Below are 21,982 nucleotides of genomic sequence, written 5' to 3' on the forward strand. Positions count from 1 at the left end.
GACAGGCGGGGCACCCTGTCGGGTGGTCAGTGACTGTCGGGCACCTTGTCGTCGCACGGACCGCAGTCCGCCGCGTCGACTTCCCACAGTTCGGCGTCGACCGCGAAGCCATGCTGTTCGATGATCGCGGCAGTACGCATGACCGTTCCGTCGCGCCGCCGCTCGACGAGCGGCGCATGGTGCTTGTACTGCCCGCCGTTGTACGCCTCGCAGAACGCGAAGTACACGGGCGTGTCGAGAATGATCTGGTGGACGCCGAGATCCACCGTGTAGCCCGGCCCGATGTCGACTCCGGGGTTTTCCATAGCCGTGATCAGGTAGGCCACAGCTTGGCCGAGGATGCGTTCCGCGAGACTGCGAACCGCCACGGAGTCACGGAGGAGGAGGCGGACCTCCCGCTCCCACAGGTCGACGCCCTGTGACCCGGGAGCGTCGAAGATGTTGTGCAGCCGCTCCTTCACGAGCGGCTCCACCGCGTTCAGTAGCTCCCTGGGGTCGCGCGTCCGCACGCCCCTGGGGGTCTCCACCATGATGGTCATGTGCTCTTGCCCCTTCCTTGTGGTGGGGGTTCAGAGGTTGCCGGTAGCGGCAAGGGCAGCACCCAGAAGCACAGGCCCCATACGGCGATCGCCGTTCTGCAACCGCCGCTACGCGGAGCCGGCTGTTCGACCTCGGCTGGCATGGACTCCCCTTCTCGCTGACGTTGTCGCTCTACGCAACCAAGCCGTCGCCCGCAGCGGTACCGTTGGCAGGGCGCGAGTACTTCAATGACTTCATCACCGGCGTTACGGGGAGTGGTCCGAGTGCCGAACCGAGAGCCGAACGAGGGACTGGCCAGGCTTCTCGACGAAGCCAACTGGACGTATCGGCAACTGGCTTCGGCCGTCAACCGGGTAGGTACCGAGCGGGGCCTTCTCCTCAACTACGGCGAGCCGTCAGTGAGCAACTGGCTCAATGGGCACATGCCTCGGAAGCAGGTTTGTCCGGTCATCGTCGAAGCTTTCGCCCGACGTATCGGTCGACCGGTCACGCACGAAGAAGCGGGTCTCGGAGCGTCAGCCGTCGTGTCCGGATCGGACGTTGTCCCCGAGGCGGCGCTGAACACCATTGAGGGTCTGGTCGACACCGGAAGGGCAGACATGGACCCATCGCGCCGAGCGGTCCTCTCGACCGCGCTCTATTCCGCCGCTCTCGTGGTGCCTCGCTTCGGCGAAGCCGACGAGACTCTTGACCGGCTCGAACATCAAGCAGCGGGGCGAACGGTCAGGATCGGCCCCGGTGACGTCGCCGTGGTGCGGAGCATGACCGAAAAGGTCGCGGACATCCTCGACGAACTCGGAGGGGCGCACGCACGCCCGATGGCCGCCGCGTTCATCGTCAACTCGGTAGCCTCCTACCTGCGGGCAGACGGAAGCGAAGCCGTCAAGAACGACATGCGCGCCGCCGCGAGCGATCTCGTGTACCTCACGGGGTGGATGGCCATGTACGAGAAGGCGCACGGTCTCGGGCAGCGCTACTACCGGCAGGCCCTCGGGCTGGCCAAAGCGGGCAGCGACGAAGTCACCTACTGCCGGACGCTGCGGGGCATGGCGTTGCAAGCCGCCAACTTGAAGCACGCGAACAAAGCTCTCCAGCTCGCCGACTCGGCGGCAGAAGCGGCACCGAAGGCGGGTCCCCGACTGCGAGCCTTCCTCCGAGGGCAGCAGGCTCATGGCGCCGCCCTGGTCGGCGACCGCCGGCTTGCCTTCGAGCGGCTGCGCGAGACCGAGGCCGCGCTGTCCAAGGCGGACAACCGGCGAGACGCGATCGGCGGGTACGACCGAGCGGCCTTCGAGTTCCACCGGTCCAGCGTGCTCTACGCCCTCGGCGACGTGACCGGATCGATCGAAGCCATGCGGGCCTCGAACCGGGCCCGCCCCGCTGTCGAGAAGCAGGGCAACGCGCACGCGAACGGCCTGCTCGCCCAGCGACAGCTCGAAGCCGGGCACCTCGAAGCCGCATGCGGAACATGGCACAACTTCCTGGACGACTACGCCACGCTCAGCTCGGCCCGAGCAGACGAACACTTCGGCATCATGCGCCGACGCATTCGCCGCCACCTGAGCAACCCGAAGGCGCGCGAGCTGGACGAGCGTGCACGCGAGCTGGCCCGCCAGAAGGCCGCCGCGTAACGGGCGGGCGGGCGCCGCGGTCACGGTCCTTTCCGCGAGCAGCTCGGGTCGTGCACAGCGACGGGGACGGACCCGGCGTCAGTCCTCCGCCGGGCCCGTGGAGAGCATGCGGCGGAGCATGTCGCGGAAGAGGGTGCGTTCCGTTTCCGACAGGCCCGCCAGGGGTTCGCGGGCGAAGTGCAGGGACTCGCGGAGGCCGCGGGCGACGCGGCGGCCCTCGTCCGTGGCCGCCGCGACCTTGACGCGGCGGTCGCCGGGGTCGGCCCGGCGCTCCACCAGGCCCCGGGACTCCAGCCGGTCCACGATCCCGGTGACGTTGGACGGCTCGCACTTCAGCCGCCGGGCCAGCTTCCGCATCGGCAGCGGTTCGAGGGAGAGCAGGCTCAGCAGCCGGGCCTGCGCGCCGGTCAGGGAGCGCTCGGCCGCCGCCGCCTCGTAGTCCGCGTAGAAGCGGGCCACGACCTCGCCGATCAGCTCGACGACCTCAAGGGTCAGTGCGTCCGGTCGGCGGGTTCTCGGGGGCGTGGCCATGAATTCAGGGTACCCGGTGTTTGACAACCTGAAATGTTGAGGAGCATCGTTGTTTCAGGTAGTGAAGTAATCCCCCCACCCCCTGTCGAGGAGAGGCGCCCCCATGACCGAATCCCCCGCCCGCCCCGCCGTCAACCGCGCATGGCACCTGCTGAGCCGTCCGGTCGGCTGGCCGAAGCCCGAGGACTTCGCCCTGGTCGAGGAGGAGGTCCCCGCGCTCGGTGAGGGCCAGGTGCTGGTGCGCAACCGCTACCTCTCCGTCGACCCGTACATGCGCGGCCGGATGAGCGCCGCCAAGTCCTACGTCGCCCCCTTCGAGCTGGGCAAGGCCATGCAGGGCGGCGCCGTCGGCGAGGTCGTGGAGTCGCGCGCCGAGGGCATCGCCGCCGGCGACCACGTGCTGCACTTCTTCGGCTGGCGCGAGTACGCCGCCGTCGACGGCCGGCACGCGGTCAAGGTCGACCCCGAGGCCGCGCCCCTGTCGACGTACCTCGGCGTGCTGGGCATGACCGGCCTGACCGCCTACGCCGGTCTGCTGCGCACCGCCTCCTTCAAGGAGGGCGACGCGGTCTTCGTCTCCGGCGCCGCGGGCGCGGTCGGCAGCCAGGTCGGGCAGATCGCCAAGCTCAAGGGCGCCTCCCGGGTCATCGGCTCGGCCGGCTCCGACGAGAAGGTCCGGCTGCTCCTGGACGAGTACGGCTTCGACGCGGCCTTCAACTACAAGAAGGGCCCGGTGCACGAGCAGTTGCGCGCCGCCGCCCCCGAGGGCATCGACGTCTACTTCGACAACGTCGGCGGCGACCACCTGGAGGCCGCCATCGGCTCCCTCAACCGGGACGGCCGGATCGCGGTCTGCGGCATGATCTCCGTCTACAACAACACCGAGCCCGCCCCCGGCCCGCGGAACCTCGCCCGGCTCATCCAGACCCGCGGCCGCATCGAGGGCTTCCTCGTCGGCGACCACTACGACCTCCAGCCGCAGTTCGTCCAGGAGGTCGGCCCCTGGGTCCGGGACGGCGAGCTGAAGTACCGCGAGACGGTCGTCGAGGGCATCGAGAACAACCTGGAGGCGTTCCTCGGCGTCCTGCGCGGCGACAACACCGGGAAGATGATCGTCAAGCTCTGAGACCTTCCTTCCGTTTCCGACATGCGGTAACTTCTTTCCATATTCATTCCGTCGGTGATCGTGGGCGCGAGTCCCGGCGGACCGAGGAGGAAGACACCGCATGCCGATTCAGCAGTCCGACGTCCAGTACACCGCCGTCGCCACCGCGGAGAACGGCCGCGACGGACGCGTGGCCACCGACGACGGCAGGCTCGACGTGGTCGTGAACCCGCCGAAGGAGATGGGCGGCAGCGGCGCCGGCACCAACCCGGAGCAACTGTTCGCCGCCGGGTACAGCGCCTGCTTCCAGGGCGCGCTCGGCGTCGTCGCCCGCGAGCGGGGCGTCGACGTGACCGGCTCCACCGTCACCGCCAAGGTCGGCATCGGCAAGAACGACGAGGGCTTCGGCCTCATCGTCGAGATCTCCGCCGACATCCCGTCCGTGGACGCCGCCACCGCCCGCTCGCTGGTCGAGCAGGCCCACCAGGTCTGCCCGTACTCCAAGGCGACCCGCGGCAACATCACGGTCACGCTTGCCTGAACCGTTCCCCGGGCCCCCGGTACCGGCCGGTAGAGTGCCGCCATGCGTGATCTTGGGGCGGGATTCGGCCATCTGCTGAAGGGCCAGCGCTGGGTGGCCCGGCACGGCAGGAGCTACGGCTTCGGACTGCTGCCGGGCCTGATCACCCTGGTGCTGTACGCGGCCGCGCTCACCGCGCTCGCGCTGTGGGGCGAGGGCCTCGTCGCCTGGGCGACCCCGTTCGCCGACGACTGGTCCAGCCCCTGGCCCGGCCTGTTCCGCGGCTTCCTGACCGCCGTCCTCTTCGCCCTCGCCCTGCTGCTGGCCGTCCTCACCTTCACCGCGGTGACCCTGCTCGTCGGCCAGCCCTTCTACGAGAGCCTCTCCGAGCGGGTCGACCGCGACGTCTCCCCGGACGGCACCGCCCCCGAGTCCGGCCTGCCGCTCTGGCGGGACCTGTGGGTCTCGGGCCGCGACTCCCTGCGCATCCTGGTCCGCGCCGCGCTCTGGGGCGTGCTCCTCTTCGCCCTCGGCTTCATCCCGGTCGTCGGGCAGACGGTCGTCCCGGTGATCGGGTTCTTCGTCACCGGCTTCTTCCTCACCGAGGAACTGGCCTCCGTCGCCCTCCAGCGCCGCGGCGTCCAGCTCCGTGAGCGGCTGGCCCTGCTGCGCTCCCGCAAGCTGCTGGTCTGGGGCTTCGGCACCCCGCTCGGCCTGGCCTTCCTGGTGCCGTTCGTCGCCGTCTTCCTGATGCCGGGGGCCGTCGCCGGCGCCACCCTGCTGGCCCGCGAACTGCTGGGCGAGGAGACCCGCGACGGCGAGGAGACCCGCGACGGCGAGGAGACCCGCGACGGCGAGGAAACCGGCGACGGCGAGACGAACGGCCCGGAGGCGGACGGAACCCACCGTATGTGAAGGGTTCGTACGGAATTCGGGCGCGGAGCCCGCTGGCGGGCCGCCGGTGCGACCCGCCGATTACCGTCGGAACAGCCCCGGTCCGGGCCCTGACATCCGGACCGGGGCTCGTCGTTCACCGGACGGGAGCGAGACGCCCGCCGGCGGCGCACCCGGGCCGGGGCCCGGCGCTCACCTCGTACCGAAGCCGTACACCGTCCGGGAGCGGAACACCTCGCCCGGCCGCAGCACCGTGCTCGGGAAGTCCGGCCGGTTCGGCGAGTCGGGGAAGTGCTGGGTCTCCAGCGCGATCCCGGCACCCGGCCCGAACGGCTCGCCCAGGTGGTCGGCCGTGTAGAGCTGGAGCCCCGGCTCCGTGGTAGCCACCGTCAGCACCCGTCCGGACGCCGGGTCGTACAGCTCGGCCACCTCCATCGGCGCCTCGGTGACCCCCTTGTCCAGCGCGAAGTTGTGGTCGTAACCGGACCCCACCTTGCGCGGCTCCCGGAAGTCGAAGCGGGTGCCCGTCACGTCCGCCGGCGCGCCCGCCGGGATCAGGTCCGCGTCGACCGGTGTCAGCCGGGAGGCGGCCAGCCGCAGTTCATGACCGCCGGTGCCGCCCGAGCCGGCCCCGCCCAGGTCGAAGTAGCTGTGATTGGTCAGGTTCAGCACGGTCGGCGCGTCGGTGACCGCCTCGTACGCGATGCGCAGCGCCCCCGAGGCGTCCAGCGTGTACGTCGCCGACACCTCCAGCGTGCCCGGGAAGCCCTCCTCGCCGTGCGGGCTGACCCGGCTGAGCCGCACGCCGTGCTCCACCGGGGTGACGTCCCACACCCGCTTGTCGAAGCCGCGCTCCCCGCCGTGCAGCGAGTTCGGCCCGTTGTTGCGCGCCAGCGCGTACGTCCGCCCGTCCAGCTCGAACCGCCCGCCCCCGATCCGGTTGGCGTACCGGCCGACCAGCGCCCCGAAGTACGGCTCCGGGTGCGCCAGATAGCCGTCCAGGCCGGCGCACCCCAGCACCACGTCGGCGCTCCGCCCCTCCCGGTCCGGCACCTCGGCCGACTGCACGATCCCGCCGTACGACAGCACCCGCACCCGCACCCGCACGCCCGCCCGCTCCAGGGTCCAGCGGTGCACGGGGGTGCCGTCGGGAAGTGTGCCGAAGAGTTCGTTCATGTGCGGAACTCTAGGACACCTGACCGGTCAGGCCCGTTCCGCGGTGACGGCGCGGTAGGCGATCCGGGCCAGCTTCGCCTGGCCGGACACGCTCGGGTGGAACCAGTCCCAGTGGCTCAACTCCTCCGTACCGAACCGGTAGTCGTACACCGCGCCGCCGTCCGTACGGCACCTCAGGTCCTGGGCGCACACCTCGCGCAGCACCTCGTTGTAGTCCTCCACGCGCTTGCCGACCGTCTCCCGGCGCGTGGTGTCCGCCGCGTCCAGGGAGTCGGCGTCGCTCAGCATCGACGGGCAGATGCCCAGCTTCCACACCTGCTTGCCCAGCGGATTGGTCCGCCCCTCGGACCACAGCCGCTTCAGGTCCGGGATGCTCGCCACGTACACCTGCGCCTTGGGCGCCTTCCTGCGCAGCGCGCGCATCGCGGACTCGAAGCCGGTGCGGAAGCCGGCCACCGAGGTCATCGCCGACACCGAGGACCGGCAGGCGTCGTTGGCGCCGACCAGCACCGTGACCAGCTCCGGCCGGTGGGCCGCCGCCCGGGTCATCTGCCCGGCCAGGTCCGCCATCCGGGCCCCGGTCACCGCGTGGTTCCAGCTCCGCCCCGCCGCCCGGTCCCTGCCCAGCAGCCGTACCGCGAGACTGTCCACCTCCGCCCGGTCACCGGTCGCCCAGGAGACCTCCGGGCAGTCCGACAGCACCATGCACGCGTCGAAGCCCCGGGTGATGGAGTCGCCCACCGCCGCCACCGACCGGGGGCTGGTGTCCCACACCGGCGTCGGTCTCGCGCTCGACGGCCCCGGCCCGGAGTCACCGCCCACGGCGTCACAGCCGGTCACCCCCAGCACGCCGGCGGCCAGGGCGGCGAGGCACGCCCGCGAACGCCGCCGACGGTCCCGCGTCCCCTGCCCCATCCCGGCCCACTCCTCGTCTCGGCACCCCCGTCATGATGCTCAACCCATGACACCGCGCGAGGGTTCCCGGGGCCCCCGGGGGAACGGCACACACCCGTACAAGCGTCCTGGTGGGTGAATGCCGGGAGTTTCCGCGTACCGGGACCGACGGTACGTCACACTCCTCCCCCCGCCGCACGGTAGCCTCGCCATCAACGTGGCCCGCCGGGCCGCTGCCGTAGCACTCGATCCGAGATGTCCCGCTCAGCCCGGAGGTTCCGGTGACGACACGTGGAGTTCTGTACGTGCACTCCGCTCCGCGCGCACTCTGCCCGCACGTCGAGTGGGCGGTCGCCGGGGTGCTCGGCGACCGCGTCAGCCTGGACTGGATCAGGCAGCCCGCCGCGCCCGGCACCTGGCGCTCGGAGTTCTCCTGGCAGGGCCGCGCCGGCACCGCCTCCGCCCTCGCCTCCGCGCTGCGCAACTGGCATCTGCTGCGCTTCGAGGTCACCGCCGAGCCCAGCGCCACCGCCGAGGGCGAGCGCTACAGTTGCACCCCCGACCTGGGCATCTTCCACGCCGTCACCGGCATCCACGGCGACATCCTCATCCCCGAGGACCGGCTGCGCGCCGCCCTGCTGCGCTCCCAGCGCGAGGAGACCGACCTGGAGGCCGAGATCGCCCGGCTCCTCGGCAAGCCCTGGGACGACGAACTGGAGCCCTTCAGGTACGCCGGTGAGGGCGCCCCGGTCCGCTGGCTGCACCAGGTGGTGTGAGCCTTCCGCCACCTTCCCCCGGCCTGCCCCGGGCCTTCCCCGGGCCTGCCCCGGCCTTTTCCGCCGTACGTGAAGAAGGGCCCCCACCGACCGGTGGGGGCCCTTCTTCACATGCCGTCAGGACGTCGGTCAGACCGACCGGAACGCCAGCACCACGTTGTGCCCGCCGAACCCGAACGAGTCGTTCAGGGCCGCGATCCGCCCGTCGACCGGCAGCTTGCGCGCCTCGCCCCGGACGATGTCCGCGTGGGCCTCGGCCTCCGGGTCCAGGTTCTCGATGTTGATGGTCGGCGGGGCCAGCCGGTGGTACAGCGCGAGCACGGTCGCGACCGTCTCCACCCCGCCGGCGCCGCCGAGCAGATGCCCGGTCATGGACTTCGTACCGGAGACCGCCATGTGGTCGGCGTGGTCGCCGAACACCTTGCGCAGCGCCTTCAGCTCCGCGATGTCACCGGCCGGCGTCGACGTGGCGTGCGCGTTGACGTGCACGATCTCCGCCGGGTCCAGGTCGTTGCGGTCCAGCAGGTTCTGCAGGGCGTGCGAGATGCCGCGGCCCTCCGGCTCCGGCTGCACGATGTCGTGGGCGTCGGCGGAGATGCCCTGTCCGACCGCCTCCGCGTAGACGCGGGCGCCGCGGGCCGCGGCGTGCTCGGCGGACTCCAGGACGATGACACCGGCGCCCTCGCCGAGGACGAAGCCGTCCCGGGCGGTGTCGAAGGGGCGCGAGGCACCCTGCGGGTCGTCGTTGTTCTTGGACATCGCCATCATGTTGCCGAACGCGGCGATGGGCAGCGGGTGGATCGCCGCCTCCGTGCCGCCCGCGACCACGACGTCGGCGCGGCCGGTGCGGATCATCTCGATGGCGTAACCGATGGCCTCGGCACCCGAAGCGCAGGCGGAGACCGGGGTGTGCACGCCCGCCCGCGCGCCCACGGCCAGCCCCACGTTGGCCGACGGGCTGTTGGGCATCAGCATGGGCACGGTGTGCGGGGAGACGCGGCGGACGCCCTTCTCCTTCAGCACGTCGTACTGGCCCAGCAGGGTGGTCACCCCGCCGATGCCGGAGGCGATGACCGCGCCCAGCTTGTCCGGGTCGACGTCCGCGCCCTCGCCGGCCTTCGCCTCGAAGCCGGCGTCCTTCCACGCCTCCTGGGCGGCGACCAGCGCGAACTGCGCCGAGCGGTCCAGGCGGCGGGCCTGCGGCCGCGGAATGACCTCGGTCGGTTCCACGGCGACGGGCGCGGCGATGCGGACCGCCTGCTCGGCGGCCCACTCCTGCTCCAGGGGCTTGGCTCCGGAACGTCCGGCGACCAGGCCCTCCCAGGTAGAGGCTGCGTCGCCACCCAGCGGTGTGGTTGCGCCGATACCGGTGACGACCACGGTGCGATTGGTCGGGCTCACGGGAATTCTTTCTCCAACGGTTACGAGGAGGACCATCCCCGCTGGCACGGGGAACGGCGCCACCGCCGGGTGGCGGGGCAATCAGCCCAGGACGCTGATCGGGGTGGATCAGGCCTGGTGCTTGAGGATGTACTCGGTCGCGTCACCGACCGTCTTGAGGTTCTTGACGTCCTCGTCGGGGATCTTCACGTCGAAGCGCTCCTCGGCGGCGACGACGACCTCGACCATGGACAGCGAGTCGACGTCGAGGTCGTCCGTGAAGGACTTGTCGAGCTGGACGTCCTCGGCGGGAATCCCGGCGATCTCGTTCACGATCTCGGCGAGACCGGCGACGATCTCTTCCTGGGTGGCGGCCATGATGGCGCTCCTTCGTTGTGTTCCAGAGGGTATGGCGGTGTGTCCGCTCCGGACCGCATGATCCGGCACGGAGTGCCTAGGGGAGGGTAACGACCGTCGCGGCGTACACGAGACCCGCCCCGAAGCCGATGACGAGTGCGGTGTCGCCGCTCTTCGCCTCGCCGGTCGCCAGGAGCCGCTCCATCGCGAGCGGGATCGAGGCGGCCGAGGTGTTGCCGGTGGTGCGGATGTCACGGGCGACCGTGACGTGCTCCGGCAGCTTCAGCGTCTTCACCATCGAGTCGATGATCCGCACGTTGGCCTGGTGCGGGATGAAGACGTCCAGCTCGTCCGGGGTGATTCCGGCCGCGTCCAGCGCCTGCTGGGCGACCTTCGCCATCTCGAACACGGCCCAGCGGAACACCGCCTGGCCCTCCTGCGTGATCGCAGGAAACTTCGTGTGGCCCTCGGCCGCGTACGTCTGCCAGGACACCGTCTGCTTGATCGTGTCGGCCTTGTCGCCCTCGGAGCCCCACACGGTCGGGCCGATCGCGGGCTCCTGGGACGGGCCGACGACGACCGCGCCCGCGCCGTCCCCGAAGAGGAACGCGGTGGCCCGGTCCTCCAGGTCGGTCAGGTCCGAGAGCCGCTCCACGCCGATCACGAGCACGTACTGCGCCGAGCCCTCGACGATCATGCCCTTGGCCAGCGTCAGACCGTAGCCGAAGCCCGCGCAGCCCGCCGAGATGTCGAACGCGGCGGCCTTGTCCGTGCCCAGCTTGTCGGCGATCTCGGTGGCGATGGCCGGGGTCTGGGCGAAGTGCGACACGGTCGAGACGACCACGGCGCCGATCTGCGCCGCGTCGATCCCGGCGTCCGCGAGCGCCTTGCCGGACGCCTCGATGGACATCGCGGCGACGGTCTCCTCCGGCGAGGCCCAGTGCCGGGTCTCGATGCCGGAGCGGGAGCGGATCCACTCGTCCGAGGAGTCGATCTTCTCCAGGATCACCTCGTTGGGCACGACCCGGGTCGGACGGTAACCGCCGACCCCGAGGATGCGCGCGTACGGGGCGCCCTTGCTCGGCTTGATCTTCGACATGCTGTCGGGCTCCTTCTCAGACACCGTGCTCGGCGACCAGGTCGCGAGCGGCGTCGAGGTCGGCGGGGGACTTGAGGGCCAGCGTCTTCACGCCGGGCAGCGCGCGCTTGGCCAGCCCGGTCAGCGTGCCGCCGGGGCACACCTCGATCAGGGCCGTGACGCCCAGACGCTTGAACGTCTCCATGCACAGGTCCCAGCGGACCGGGTTCGCGACCTGGCCGACCAGCCGGTCGAGTACCTCGGCGCCGGAGCCGACAACCTGTCCGTCCTTGTTGGAGACGTACGTCACGTCCGGGTCGGCGGGCGACAGTTCCTTGGCGGCGCGGGCCAGCGTCTCCACGGCGGGCGCCATGTGGGACGTGTGGAAGGCGCCGGCGACCTTGAGCGGGACGATCTTGCGGACGCCCTCGGGCTTGTCCTCGGCCAGCGCGGCGAGCTGCTCCAACGTGCCGGCGGCGACGATCTGCCCGGCGCCGTTGACGTTGGCCGGGGTCAGGCCGAGCCGCTCCAGGTGCGCGACGCTCACCTCGGGGTCGCCGCCGAGCAGCGCCGACATGCCGGTCTCGGTCACCGCCGCGGCCTCGGCCATGGCCAGGCCCCGCTTGCGCACCAGGGTCAGCGCGGCGGTGTCGTCGAGGACGCCCGCGAAGGCGGCGGCGGTGATCTCGCCGACGCTGTGGCCCGCGACGGCACCCGGCGCGACGGCACCCAGTGCCGAGGCGGACAGCAGGCCCGCGGCGACGAGCAGCGGCTGGGCGACGGCCGTGTCACGGATCGCGTCGGCGTCGGCCTCGGTGCCGTAGTGGGCGAGGTCGAGGCCGATGGCGTCCGACCACGCGGCGACGCGGTCCGCGGCACCGGGCAGTTGCAGCCAGTCAGTCAGGAAGCCGGGCGTCTGGGCGCCCTGGCCGGGAGCGACGAGTACGAGCACTCTCACACTCTCTCTTGGTTACGGGCGCGGCCGCCCGTGGGGACAGGGACGAAGAACGGGAGGGGGTTTTGTAGACCTTCTACAAAAGGCTAGGTCTGCTGATCTCCATCGGCCAGACGCCCCAGGATGAGCGCGATGCGCAGGGTGAACGCCGACCGCACATCGGAGGGCGACCATCCGGTGACGTCAGTCACACGTCGGAGCCGGTAGCGCACGGTGTTGGGGTGGACGAAGAGCATCCGGGCGGCCCCTTCGAGACTGCTCGCCTGTTCCAGATAGACGCTGAGCGTCTCCAGGAGCGCTGCCCCGGCCTCCTCCAACGGTCTGTAGATCTCCTCCACCAACTGCTGCCGGGCGGAGGGGTCACCCGCCATCGCGCGCTCCGGAAGGAGATCGTCCGCCAGCACCGGGCGCGGGGCGTCCTGCCACGCCGTGCACGCCTTCAGCCCGGCGGCGGCGGCCTGCGCGGACCGGGTCGCGGCCCGCAGGTCCGGCACCACCGGCCCGGCGACCACCGGCCCCTGGGCGAACGGCCCGATCAGCGACTTGGCGACGGCGAGCGGATTGTCGCTGCCGCCCGCGATGACCACCAGCCGGCTGCCCAGCACACCCGTGAGGACCTGCAGCTTGGCGTACCGGGCCGCGCGCCGGATGGCCTCCACGGTCAGCTCGGAGTCCCCGTCCGGGGCGGTGCCGAGCACCACGCAGACGTGCTCGGGCGAGTTCCAGCCGAGCGCGGCGGCGCGCGACACGGCGCCCTCGTCGGCCTCGCCGCTGAGCACCGCGTTCACCACCAGCGACTCCAGCCGCGCGTCCCAGGCACCGCGTGCCTCGGCGGCCTGCGCGTACACCTGGGCGGTGGCGAAGGCGATCTCCCGCGCGTACACGAGCAGCGCCTCGCGCAGCACCGACTCGTCGCCGGGGGCCGCGACCTCGTCGATCGCGGACTCCATGACCTCGATGGTGGTCCGCACCATCTCCACGGTCTGGCGCAGCGTGATCGCCCGGGTCAGCTCGCGCGGCGCCGTGCCGAAGACGTCCGTGGAGATCGCCTGCGGGGCGTCCGGCTGCCGGAACCACTCGGTGAACGCGGCGATGCCCGCCTGGGCGACCAGCCCGATCCAGGAACGGTTCTCCGGGGGCATCGCCCGGTACCAGGGCAGCGTCTCGTCCATCCGCGCGATCGCCTGCGCGGCGAGCGACCCCGACGACTTCTCCAGCCGCTTCAACGTCGCGGTATGCGCGTGTGCGTCACGAGCGGGGGGCTGGGCATTGCTGGTTTCGGGTTCGGGCACGGCACCAAGGGTGCCTCATCGGGCCGGAGAGACGTTCCCCCGGGTCTACGGTGGACCGCGTGATGGACGTACGCCGCGCCGGGGAGCGCTATCCAGGAGGCGACCGGGAGGCCGGGATCGAGTCGTGGCACGCCTTCTCGTTCGGCCCGCACTACGACCCGGACAACCTGCGGTTCGGGGCGCTGATCGCCTGCAACGAGGAGCGGTTGGCGCCCGGGGCCGGGTTCGACGAGCACCCGCACAGCCACACCGAGATCGTCACCTGGGTGGCCGAGGGCGAGCTGACCCACCGGGACAGCGCCGGGCACGAGACGGTGGTCCGCGCCGGGGACGTGCAGCGGCTCAGCGCGGCCGGCGGGGTGCGGCACGTGGAGCGCAACGCCGGGGACGCCCCGCTGACCTTCGTGCAGATGTGGCTGGCCCCGCGCGAGCCGGGCGGCGACCCGGCCTACGAGATCGTCCGCGGCATCGCCGACTCCACCCCGTACGCCGTCCCCGAGGCCGGCGCGATGCTGCACGTACGCCGGCTGGCGGCGGGGGAGCGGACGGCGGTGCCGGACGCCGCGTACGTGTACCTGCACGTCGTCCGCGGTGCCGTCGGCCTGGACGGCACCGTCCTGGGCCCCGGCGACGCGGCGCGGCTGACCGGCACCGAGGGCGTGGCGGCGGCCGGCGCGGACGACGGCACCGAGGTGCTGCTGTGGGAGATGGCCGGCGCTAACGGGCCTCGGCCAGCACCGCCTCAGTGAAGGGCGGCCACGCCTCGACGGCCCAGGGGCCGAACGCCCGGTCGGTCAGGGCCACGCAGGCGAGCCCCGCGTCGGGGTCGATCCACAGGAACGTACCCGACTGCCCGAAGTGCCCGAAGGTGCGCGGGGAGGACGAAGTGCCCGTCCAGTGCGGGGACTTGCCGTCGCGGATCTCGAAGCCGAGCCCCCAGTCGTTGGGGTTCTGGTGCCCGTACCCCGGCAGCACGCCCTTCGTCCCCGGGTACTGCACGGTCATCGCCCCGGCGACCGTGCGCGGGTCGAGCAGGCGCGGCGCCTGCACCTCGGCGGCGAACCGCAGCAGGTCCTCGACGGTGGAGACGCCGTCCTTGGCGGGGGAGCCGTCGAGGGCCGTGGACGTCATGCCGAGCGGCTCGAGGACCGCCTGCCGCGCGTACTCGGCGAAGGGCATCCCGGCCGCCTTCGCGATGTGGTCGCCGAGCTGCTCGAACCCGGCGTTGGAGTACAGCCGCCGCTCCCCGGGCGGGGCCGTCACCCGGTGCTCGTCGAAGGCCAGCCCGGAGGTGTGGGCGAGCAGGTGCCGGACCGTCGAGCCGGGCGGACCGGCGGGCTCGTCCAGCTCGACGGCGCCCTCCTCGTACGCGACGAGGGCCGCGTAGGCGGCGAGCGGCTTGGTGACCGAGGCCAACGGGAACCGCCGGCCGACGGGGCCGTGGGTGCCGAGGACGGTGCCGTCCGCCCGTACGGCACCCGCCGCGGCGGTGGGGACCGGCCAGTTCTCGATCGACGCGAGGCTGTTCAAGGACATGCCCGCGAGCCTAAGCGGCCTAGAGGTACAGCCGCATCGAGGGGTCGGTGTCGCGGGTGAAGCCGAGGGAGGCGTAGAGCGGCTCGGCCTCCGCGCTGGCGGTGAGCATGACGTGTCCGGCGCCCCGCTCGCGGAACCAGCCGAGCAGCTCCGCCACGCACGCCCGCGCGTACCCGCGGCGCCGGGCGCCGGGGTCGGTGGCGACGCTGAACACGTATCCGACCAGGCCGTGCGGATTGCCGGACCGCCCGATCCGGTACTCCAGGGTCCCCACGGCCAGCGCGGCCAGCGTCCCCGGCCGCTCGGGCCGGTCGACGACGAACGCGGCGAAGTCGCCGTCCGGCTCGGCCAGCCGGGCGCGCAGGCCCGGCAGCGACTCGGCGTGCCAGTCGGCGGACGTGGGCGCGGGGGCCATCGCGTCGAGCATCACCTGACGCAGACGCAGTACTTCCCCCACGTCCTCGGGCAGAGCGCGGCGTACTTCGATCATGCGGCGCACGCTAGTATCCGGCTCCGCCGCCTGTCGTCCGGATTTCTTGCCCGTTCCGCTTGCTTGGAGCGCACTCCAAGGTCCTAGCGTAAGGGTCATGACGGTGATGGAGACCACGGCCACCCGGACAGCGGACACCTGTGCCGGGCCGCCGCAGGGCGACCGGCGCCCCGACGGGCAGGACATGTACACGATCAGCGAGGTCGTCGCCCTGACCGGCCTCTCCGCGCACACCCTGCGCTGGTACGAGCGGATCGGGCTGATGCCGCACATCGACCGCTCGCACACCGGGCAGCGCCGCTACCGCAACCGCGACCTGGACTGGCTCGCCCTGGTCGGCAAGCTCCGGCTCACCGGCATGCCGGTCGCCGACATGGTCCGGTACGCGGAGCTGGTGCGGGCGGGCGACCATACCTACGCCGAGCGGTTCGAGCTGCTGAAGGCGACCCGCGAGGACGTCCAGGCCCGGATCGCCGAACTCCAGGGCACGCTCGCCGTGCTCGACCGGAAGATCGATTTCTATGCGGACGCCGGGCGGGCCCTGGCGTCGGAGAGGTCCCGATGACGCACGGCACGATCCCCACGACGGCACTGGGCGCGAACGGCCCCGAGGTGGGCGTCCAGGGCCTGGGCTGCATGGGCATGAGCTTCGCCTACGGCCCCACGGACACCGACGCCTCCCGGGCGACCCTGGAACGGGCGCTGGAACTGGGCGTCACCCTCTACGACACGGCGGACGCCTACGGCGCCGGCGAGAACGAGCGCTTCCTGGCCCCCTTCTTCGAGGCCCACCGCGACGAGGTCGTCATCGCGACCAAGTTCGCCCTGTCCATCCCGCCGGACGACCCGACCCGGCGGATCATCCGCAACGACCCGCCGTACATCCGCCAGGCCGTCGAGGCCAGCCTCCGGCGCCTGGGCGTCGACGTCATCGACCTCTACTACATGCACCGCCGCGATGTGCGGGTGCCGATCGAGGAGACCGTCGGCACCATGGCCGACCTGGTCCGCGAGGGCAAGATCAAGCACCTCGGGCTCAGCGAGGTCACCGCCGAGGAACTCCGCGCGGCGCACCAGGTCCACCCCATCGCCGCCGTGCAGTCGGAGTGGTCGCTGTTCAGCCGGGACATCGAGGCCCGCGTGGTGCCGGCCGCCCGGGAGCTGGGCGTCGCCCTGGTCCCGTACTCGCCGCTCGGCCGGGGCTTCCTCACCGGTTCCTTCGCCGACGCGGAGCAGGACCTCACCCCCGACGACTTCCGCCGTCAGCAGCCCCGCTTCACCGGCGACAACGCCGCCCGGAACGCGGCCCTGCTGGCCTCCATCCGGGACATCGCCACCGCCCACGACGCCACCTCGGCCCAGATCGCGCTGGCCTGGGTCCACCTCCAGTCCGAGGTGCACAACCTCCAGGTGGTCCCCATCCCCGGCACCCGCAAGCCCACCCGGGTGGAGGAGAACACGGCGGCGACGGCCATCACCCTGACGGGCGACGAACTGGCGACCCTGAACGCGATCGCCGCGAAGGTGGCGGGCGACCGCTACGCGGACATGGCGTTCACCTCCGCGGGCCGGGAGGAGTGAGCGCGCCCGGCCGGCCGCGACGCACCCGTGGCTAAAGCTCCGCCAGCAACTCCGCCTTCTTGACGGAGAACTCCTCGTCGGTCACGAGTCCCGCCCGATGCAGCTCCCCGAGATGCCGGATGCGCTCGGCGATGTCCGCCGGGTCGCGCCGCACCACGGCGACCGGCACGGCGGCGCCCCCGGCGGCCCGCACCGCGGAAAGGACCGCCGCCGCGAAGGGCAGGGACTCGTGCACCGCCCCGTACCCCAGCCCGAACACCACGCAGGCCGGGTCCTGGTCCACCGGCACCCCCGCCGCCACCTCCTCGCGCCGCTGGAGCCGCAGGTACCCCTCCGTCACCTCCGGCGAGCGCCACTCCACCCCGCTGAGGCCGGCGACCGGGAACGTCTGGTCGCCGGCCTTCCACTTCGCCGACGACGCCCCCGTCCAGAACCAGCGGAACGACACCGACGTCCCGTCGAAGGACGCCTTCGCGTCGTACGCCTTGAACTGCAACGGCGGCTCCGGCGCCGCCACCAGGTGCCGTCCGGCGGGACCGGCCCCCGCGTCGGGCAGCCGTCCGCGCAGCTCGTCGGCGCAGTGCTCGGCGAGCGTCCCGCACTCGGCGGGCAGCACCAGCCGGTACGGGTCGCAGGACTCCTTGAGCTGTCCGGCCGCCGCCTCCGTCAACGGGTCGGCGCCGGGGCGCGGTTCGAGCCGCAGGACCACGGTGCCGCGCCGGCCGGGCGTCAGCGTCACCCCGGCGATCGCCTCGACGGGTATCCGGCGTTCCCCCAGCACCTGGAAGAGCCTCGGCGTGCGCAGCCCCCGTTCGTAGCGGATGAGCACGGAGTCCGAGCCGAACTCCCAGGCGGCATGCGATCCGGCCAGTACGTCACCCATGCGGCTCATCGTATGCGGCACGAGCCTTCGCGTCCCTCCCCGCGCGCACCGAGGTTTCCGCTCCCTCTACGCGCGTCCGGCCTCCGCCGTCGCGGACAAACCCGCCCGGCAGCCATCGTCTCGACGGGCGCAGTCCACCGAACGGTATGCGCCGACCCCGATCTCCGCGAAGTTCGCGAGGCTCTCCGTGCCCGGTACGAAGTAGCCGCTGTGCCCCTCGGCACCGCCCGCCGACAGCACCCGCGCGCCGAACGCGGCGGACACCGGATCGGCACCGTGCCCGAGCCCGCCCCACTCCAGGTGCGGTACGTCCTGAATCCAGTCGTCGGCGTCCCGCATCGCCCACACCCGGGCCGGGGTGCGCAGCTCGGCGGCCTTCTCGGCGCGCATCCCGGGGCTGCCGGCCACCGCTATGTCGACGACCCGGCCGGGCAGCCTCCGGGCGGCCAGTCCGCAGACCACCGAGCCGTAGGAGTGGCAGAACAGCGAGACGGGCGAGCCGCCGGGCAGCGCCCGCACCAGCGCGGTCAGCCGGATGGCGCCGGCCGCCGCGAGGGTCGCCGTCGCGGCGTCCACGCCGAGCCCGCTGGGCGCGGTGTAGTCGGCCCAGGCGATCACGGCCGTACGCGTCGAAGGGCTCGCCGCCCGCTCGGCGCGGTACAGGGCGCGGGCCATGCCGACGGGCGCCGAGTGGACCCGCTCGGAGCGCTGGAAGGTGAGCAGATCGGTGTCGGAGCCGGGGACGACGACGGAGACCCGCTCGGCGCGCCCGAGGTCGCCGAAGACCTCGGCGACCCGGCCGGAGCCGGCCGGGTCGAAGGCGAGGATGTGGCGGCGGTGGTCCAGCAGCGAGGTGTAGCGGTGCGTCCGCCGCCGCGCCTCGTGCTGGCCGGCGGGGGAGAGGCGGCTGTCGTGCGTCCGCCGCCGCTCCGCCGCGCGGGCGGCGCGCAGCGCGGCCCGGTTGGCCCGGTAGCGCAGGGCGACGGGCGCGCCGCCGAGGTTGCCGACCGTCAGCGGGTAGCGGCGGGCGAGGCGGGTCCGCTGCCCCTCGGTCAGGGAGGCGAAGAAGCGGGCGAGCTTCGCGGGCCCGGAGCCGAGGTCCGGCAGGTCCCGGCCGCCGATCCGGCCGCGCTCCCAGGCGGCGGCCGACGCCTGGAGCGCCGTGCGCTCCCGCTGGCCGCGCAGCGCGGTCCAGCCGGTGGTCGCCAGCATCACGAACACCACGGTCAGCGCGAGGGACATGCGCCAGACGTTCAGTTGCGGGGAGGTGTCGAAAGAAGTCACTGGGAGGACACACTAGGAGAACGGGACGGTCTCGCGTGAACCAAGTGACGCGGATCACGTTTGGATCACGCGGTACGGGGATCGACACGCCCCGGGTGGGTCAGTTCCGTCCGCCAGTTCCCGCTCAGCGCGGGCTCCACCTGATCGAGGTGGGCGGCCGTCACCTCGCGCAGCGCGGCCAGGCTGGCGTCGTCGCGCACCGACCAGATCCGCTCGGTGACCCGTACCACCGCGCCGAACACGGCGACCACCACCCGGGGCCGCGGATCGCTGTCCACGTCGAGGCCCTCGCGCTCGGCGATGATCCGCGCGATCCGCTCCTCCAGTTCGGTCGCGCGCCGCAGATGGGCGGCGAGCAGCGCCGGGGTCGACTCGATCACCTGGTAGAAGCGCAGGTGCAGATCGAGCGGGACCACCCGTTCGACGGCCTCTCCTATCCCGTCCCAGCTCTCCGCCAGGGCCCGGCGCAGCGCGTCCAGCGGCGCCTCCTCGGGCGGCCGCTCGCGCACCGCCTCGACGAACCGGGACTCCGCGAGCCGCCCCACGAAGAAGGCGGCCTCCTCCTTGCTGGCGAAGTAGCGGAAGAACGTGCGCTGCGAGACGTCGACGGCGGCGGCGATGTCGTCGACGGTGGTCCGCTCGTAGCCCCGCTCGGTGAAGAGTTCCAGGGCGGCGCGCAACAGGGCGTCCCTGGTGCGCCGCTTCTTGCGTTCGCGCAGGCCGGGCGGGGGCGCCGCCGTGGCCGCCACCGGTGTTTCCGCTGAGGTCACCAAGGGTCTCCTCCCACTGTTTCCCCAGTTCAGGATAGGTGGGGGTGACGTGTCAGTTACCGACTTGTGAATTGGTTTGTCAATTGTCAGTGGCTGTCACTAGCCTCGAAAACATGACTAGTCAGACCACCATCGACACGACCGGACCGGGGGACGGGGCACCGTCCGGTCCGTCGGACCCGAAGCCGGCCACGGGGCTTCGCGGCCACCCCTGGGTCACCCTCATAACCGTCGCGGTCGGGGTGATGATGGTGGCCCTCGACGGCACCATCGTGGCCATCGCCAACCCGGCCATCGGCAAGGACCTGGGCGCCAGTTGGTCCGAGCTGCAGTGGATCACCAACGCGTACTTCCTCGCCCTCGCGGTCTCCCTGATCACCGCGGGCAAGCTCGGGGACCGCTTCGGCCACCGGCAGACCTTCCTGATCGGCGTGGCGGGCTTCGCCGCCTCCTCGGGGGCCATCGGGCTGTCGGACAGCATCGGGATGGTCATCGTCTTCCGGGTCTTCCAGGGCCTGTTCGGCGCGCTGCTGATGCCGGCCGCGCTCGGCCTGCTGCGGGCCACCTTCCCGGCCGAGAAGCTCAACATGGCCATCGGTATCTGGGGCATGGTCATCGGCGCCTCCACCGCGGGCGGCCCGATCCTCGGCGGCGTGCTCGTGGAGCACGTCAACTGGCAGTCGGTGTTCTTCATCAACGTGCCGGTCGGTGTCCTCGCCCTGATCCTCGGCGTCCTGATCCTGCTCGACCACCGCGCGCAGAACGCGCCGCGCTCCTTCGACATCGTCGGCATCGTGCTGCTCTCGGCGTCGATGTTCTGTCTGGTCTGGGCGCTCATCAAGGCCCCGGAGTGGGGCTGGGGCGACGGCAAGACCTGGCTGTTCATCGTGGTGTCCCTGGTGGGCTTCGCCCTGTTCTCCGTCTGGGAGACCCGGGTGAAGGAGCCGCTGATCCCGCTGGCCATGTTCCGTTCGGTGCCGCTGTCGGCCGGTGTCGTGCTGATGGTCCTGATGGCCATCGCCTTCATGGGCGGCCTGTTCTTCGTCACCTTCTACCTGCAGAACGTGCACGGCATGAGCCCGGTCGACGCCGGTCTGCACCTGCTGCCGCTCACCGCCATGATGATCGTCGGCTCCCCGGCGGCCGGCGCGATGATCACCAAGGTCGGCCCGCGCGTCCCGCTGGCGGGCGGCATGGCCCTCACCGCTATCGCCATGTACGGCATGTCCACGCTTGAGACGGACACCGGCAGCCTGCCGATGTCGATCTGGTTCGCCCTGCTCGGCCTCGGCCTCGCGCCGGTCATGGTCGGCGCCACCGAGGTCATCGTCGGCAACGCCCCGCTGGAGCTGTCCGGTGTGGCCGGCGGTCTCCAGCAGGCGGCCATGCAGATCGGCGGCAGCCTCGGTACGGCCGTGCTGGGCGCGGTGATGGCCTCCAAGGTCGACAACGACCTCGCGGGCAACTGGGCGGACGCGGGACTGCCGCCGCTGAACCCGGCGCAGCTCGACCTCACGGCGCAGGCCGTGCAGCAGGGCGTCGCCCCGGTGCCCGAGGGCACGCCGGCGCCGATCGCCGCGAAGATCGCGGACGTCGCCCACGACACGTTCATCTCCGGCATGAGCCTGGCCTCGCTGGTCGCCTCCGGGGTCGCCGTGCTCGCGGTGGCGGTCGCCTTCCTCACCAAGCGCGGTGAGAACGCGGAGGCGGGCGCGGGCGTCGGCCACATCTGACGGGCCGTCGGGCCGTCCGGGCCGTTCCGGGGCGCGCGCCCGGCGGGATTGTTCACCCGATCGGGGGTACTCGCTCATCGAACCCGAACCGACCCTCAACCAGACGAGGGGTCCAGGGAGTTGATGATGGCGAGCTTCGGACAGGGCACGCGCGGGAACCCCCGTTCACATGGCCGGACGTGGTCACGGAGCGGGCCGGACGGCGCGACGCTCGGAATCGTCGGAGTCATCTGCGCGGTCGCCGGATTCTTCGTGCTGGGGATCATCCTCGGCCCGGCGGCGATCGTCTGCGGCTGGCTGGCCATGGGCCGCACCTGGTCGGGCCCCCGCCCGGTACCGGCCGTCGTGGCCGTCGTACTGGGCGCGATCGACACGCTCCTGGCCATCGTGATGCTGGCCGGAGCGGCGACCTGGGGCAGCGGAGTCGTCTGACCCGGGCCGACCGAGCGACGGACCCCCGCGGAACACTTCCGCCGGGGGTCCACCCATGTCCGCCCCGACAATCCCGAGGGGCGGCGGGCTGAAGACCGCGCGGGGCGACGGGGCCGGGAACCCCGGAGGGCGGCGGAGCCGGAG

At 72.0% G+C, this 21,982-nt stretch carries 24 protein-coding genes; 10 read left to right on the forward strand and 14 right to left on the reverse strand.

Annotation, left to right across the window (positions count from 1 at the left end; translation table 11 throughout):
* Positions 1–26 precede the first annotated feature (26 nt).
* A complete protein-coding gene (locus ACFY32_RS01840; RefSeq protein WP_390673167.1) occupies positions 27–539 on the reverse strand; it encodes a hypothetical protein in 513 nt (170 codons plus the stop codon).
* A gap of 264 nt (positions 540–803) precedes the next feature.
* Here ACFY32_RS01840 and ACFY32_RS01845 point away from each other — a divergent pair, with 264 nt between their 5' ends.
* Positions 804–2,171, forward strand: a complete 1,368-nt coding sequence (locus tag ACFY32_RS01845; protein ID WP_390673168.1) for a hypothetical protein — start codon at positions 804–806, stop codon at positions 2,169–2,171.
* 78 nt (positions 2,172–2,249) lie between these two features.
* Here ACFY32_RS01845 and ACFY32_RS01850 read toward each other — a convergent pair whose 3' ends face one another.
* Positions 2,250–2,702, reverse strand: coding sequence for a MarR family transcriptional regulator (locus ACFY32_RS01850; protein WP_359191310.1), 453 nt, complete (start codon positions 2,700–2,702; stop codon positions 2,250–2,252).
* A gap of 103 nt (positions 2,703–2,805) precedes the next feature.
* Between ACFY32_RS01850 and ACFY32_RS01855 the strand changes: the two genes are divergently transcribed.
* The 3 genes from ACFY32_RS01855 to ACFY32_RS01865 all read left to right on the forward strand — a co-directional run bounded on the left by ACFY32_RS01855 (position 2,806) and on the right by ACFY32_RS01865 (position 5,242).
* Positions 2,806–3,828, forward strand: a complete 1,023-nt coding sequence (locus tag ACFY32_RS01855) for an NADP-dependent oxidoreductase (RefSeq protein WP_390673169.1) — start codon at positions 2,806–2,808, stop codon at positions 3,826–3,828.
* 100 nt (positions 3,829–3,928) lie between these two features.
* Positions 3,929–4,348, forward strand: a complete 420-nt coding sequence (locus ACFY32_RS01860) for an organic hydroperoxide resistance protein (RefSeq protein ID WP_390673170.1) — start codon at positions 3,929–3,931, stop codon at positions 4,346–4,348.
* 42 nt (positions 4,349–4,390) lie between these two features.
* On the forward strand, positions 4,391–5,242 hold the full coding sequence (locus ACFY32_RS01865) for an EI24 domain-containing protein (protein ID WP_359191301.1): 852 nt from the start codon (positions 4,391–4,393) through the stop codon (positions 5,240–5,242).
* Between the two features lie 171 nt (positions 5,243–5,413).
* Here ACFY32_RS01865 and ACFY32_RS01870 read toward each other — a convergent pair whose 3' ends face one another.
* Together ACFY32_RS01870 and ACFY32_RS01875 are read right to left on the reverse strand one after the other, a co-directional pair.
* Complete coding sequence (locus ACFY32_RS01870; protein ID WP_390673171.1) at positions 5,414–6,397, reverse strand: aldose epimerase family protein; 984 nt, start codon at positions 6,395–6,397, stop codon at positions 5,414–5,416.
* A 27-nt stretch (positions 6,398–6,424) separates the two neighbouring features.
* Positions 6,425–7,312, reverse strand: a complete 888-nt coding sequence (locus ACFY32_RS01875) for an SGNH/GDSL hydrolase family protein (protein ID WP_390673172.1) — start codon at positions 7,310–7,312, stop codon at positions 6,425–6,427.
* A gap of 260 nt (positions 7,313–7,572) precedes the next feature.
* On the opposite strand from ACFY32_RS01875, the gene ACFY32_RS01880 reads away from it, so the two are divergent.
* On the forward strand, positions 7,573–8,067 hold the full coding sequence (locus ACFY32_RS01880; RefSeq protein WP_359191292.1) for a DUF3145 domain-containing protein: 495 nt from the start codon (positions 7,573–7,575) through the stop codon (positions 8,065–8,067).
* A 129-nt stretch (positions 8,068–8,196) separates the two neighbouring features.
* On the opposite strand, the gene fabF is transcribed toward ACFY32_RS01880, so the two are convergent.
* From fabF to fasR, 5 genes are all read right to left on the reverse strand, one after another.
* Positions 8,197–9,468, reverse strand: coding sequence for a beta-ketoacyl-ACP synthase II (fabF, locus tag ACFY32_RS01885; protein ID WP_359191289.1), 1,272 nt, complete (start codon positions 9,466–9,468; stop codon positions 8,197–8,199).
* A gap of 108 nt (positions 9,469–9,576) precedes the next feature.
* Complete coding sequence (locus ACFY32_RS01890; RefSeq protein WP_359191286.1) at positions 9,577–9,825, reverse strand: acyl carrier protein; 249 nt, start codon at positions 9,823–9,825, stop codon at positions 9,577–9,579.
* Positions 9,826–9,901: 76 nt separating this feature from the next.
* On the reverse strand, positions 9,902–10,903 hold the full coding sequence (locus ACFY32_RS01895; RefSeq protein WP_359191282.1) for a ketoacyl-ACP synthase III: 1,002 nt from the start codon (positions 10,901–10,903) through the stop codon (positions 9,902–9,904).
* Between the two features lie 16 nt (positions 10,904–10,919).
* Entirely contained in the window at positions 10,920–11,834 is a 915-nt protein-coding gene (locus ACFY32_RS01900) for an ACP S-malonyltransferase (protein WP_390673173.1), read from the reverse strand.
* Between the two features lie 89 nt (positions 11,835–11,923).
* Positions 11,924–13,129 carry a fatty acid biosynthesis transcriptional regulator FasR gene (fasR, locus tag ACFY32_RS01905; protein ID WP_359191276.1) on the reverse strand — a complete coding sequence of 402 codons (1,206 nt, stop codon included), beginning with the start codon at positions 13,127–13,129 and terminating at the stop codon, positions 11,924–11,926.
* 62 nt (positions 13,130–13,191) lie between these two features.
* On the opposite strand from fasR, the gene ACFY32_RS01910 reads away from it, so the two are divergent.
* A complete protein-coding gene (locus ACFY32_RS01910; RefSeq protein ID WP_390673232.1) occupies positions 13,192–13,878 on the forward strand; it encodes a pirin family protein in 687 nt (228 codons plus the stop codon).
* Here the strand turns inward: ACFY32_RS01910 and ACFY32_RS01915 are convergent.
* Both ACFY32_RS01915 and ACFY32_RS01920 read right to left on the reverse strand, forming a co-directional pair.
* Positions 13,847–14,665, reverse strand: coding sequence for a serine hydrolase domain-containing protein (locus ACFY32_RS01915; protein ID WP_359191273.1), 819 nt, complete (start codon positions 14,663–14,665; stop codon positions 13,847–13,849). The two genes, ACFY32_RS01910 and ACFY32_RS01915, sit on opposite strands and share 32 nt — an antisense overlap.
* Before the next feature lie 19 nt (positions 14,666–14,684).
* The gene (locus tag ACFY32_RS01920) at positions 14,685–15,155 is read right to left on the reverse strand and encodes a GNAT family N-acetyltransferase (RefSeq protein ID WP_359191270.1); all 471 of its coding nucleotides are present in this window, start codon (positions 15,153–15,155) and stop codon (positions 14,685–14,687) included.
* A 97-nt stretch (positions 15,156–15,252) separates the two neighbouring features.
* Between ACFY32_RS01920 and ACFY32_RS01925 the strand changes: the two genes are divergently transcribed.
* Complete coding sequence (locus ACFY32_RS01925; protein ID WP_359191267.1) at positions 15,253–15,720, forward strand: MerR family transcriptional regulator; 468 nt, start codon at positions 15,253–15,255, stop codon at positions 15,718–15,720.
* Positions 15,717–16,736 carry an aldo/keto reductase gene (locus tag ACFY32_RS01930; RefSeq protein WP_359191264.1) on the forward strand — a complete coding sequence of 340 codons (1,020 nt, stop codon included), beginning with the start codon at positions 15,717–15,719 and terminating at the stop codon, positions 16,734–16,736. Before ACFY32_RS01925 ends, ACFY32_RS01930 begins: the two co-directional genes overlap by 4 nt.
* A gap of 31 nt (positions 16,737–16,767) precedes the next feature.
* Here ACFY32_RS01930 and ACFY32_RS01935 read toward each other — a convergent pair whose 3' ends face one another.
* The 3 genes from ACFY32_RS01935 to ACFY32_RS01945 form a co-directional block, all read right to left on the reverse strand.
* The gene (locus tag ACFY32_RS01935; protein ID WP_359191261.1) at positions 16,768–17,619 is read right to left on the reverse strand and encodes a DUF4429 domain-containing protein; all 852 of its coding nucleotides are present in this window, start codon (positions 17,617–17,619) and stop codon (positions 16,768–16,770) included.
* Between the two features lie 66 nt (positions 17,620–17,685).
* Positions 17,686–18,903, reverse strand: a complete 1,218-nt coding sequence (locus ACFY32_RS01940; protein ID WP_390673174.1) for an alpha/beta hydrolase — start codon at positions 18,901–18,903, stop codon at positions 17,686–17,688.
* Positions 18,904–18,968: 65 nt separating this feature from the next.
* A complete protein-coding gene (locus ACFY32_RS01945; RefSeq protein ID WP_359191255.1) occupies positions 18,969–19,673 on the reverse strand; it encodes a TetR family transcriptional regulator in 705 nt (234 codons plus the stop codon).
* Positions 19,674–19,786: 113 nt separating this feature from the next.
* Between ACFY32_RS01945 and ACFY32_RS01950 the strand changes: the two genes are divergently transcribed.
* Together ACFY32_RS01950 and ACFY32_RS01955 are read left to right on the forward strand one after the other, a co-directional pair.
* Positions 19,787–21,406 carry an MFS transporter gene (locus tag ACFY32_RS01950; protein ID WP_390673175.1) on the forward strand — a complete coding sequence of 540 codons (1,620 nt, stop codon included), beginning with the start codon at positions 19,787–19,789 and terminating at the stop codon, positions 21,404–21,406.
* A 123-nt stretch (positions 21,407–21,529) separates the two neighbouring features.
* The gene (locus ACFY32_RS01955; protein ID WP_359191249.1) at positions 21,530–21,838 is read left to right on the forward strand and encodes a small hydrophobic protein; all 309 of its coding nucleotides are present in this window, start codon (positions 21,530–21,532) and stop codon (positions 21,836–21,838) included.
* Positions 21,839–21,982: the final 144 nt, after the last annotated feature.

Source organism: Streptomyces sp. NPDC000134, from assembly GCF_042899225.1.
GTDB lineage: Bacteria > Actinomycetota > Actinomycetes > Streptomycetales > Streptomycetaceae > Streptomyces.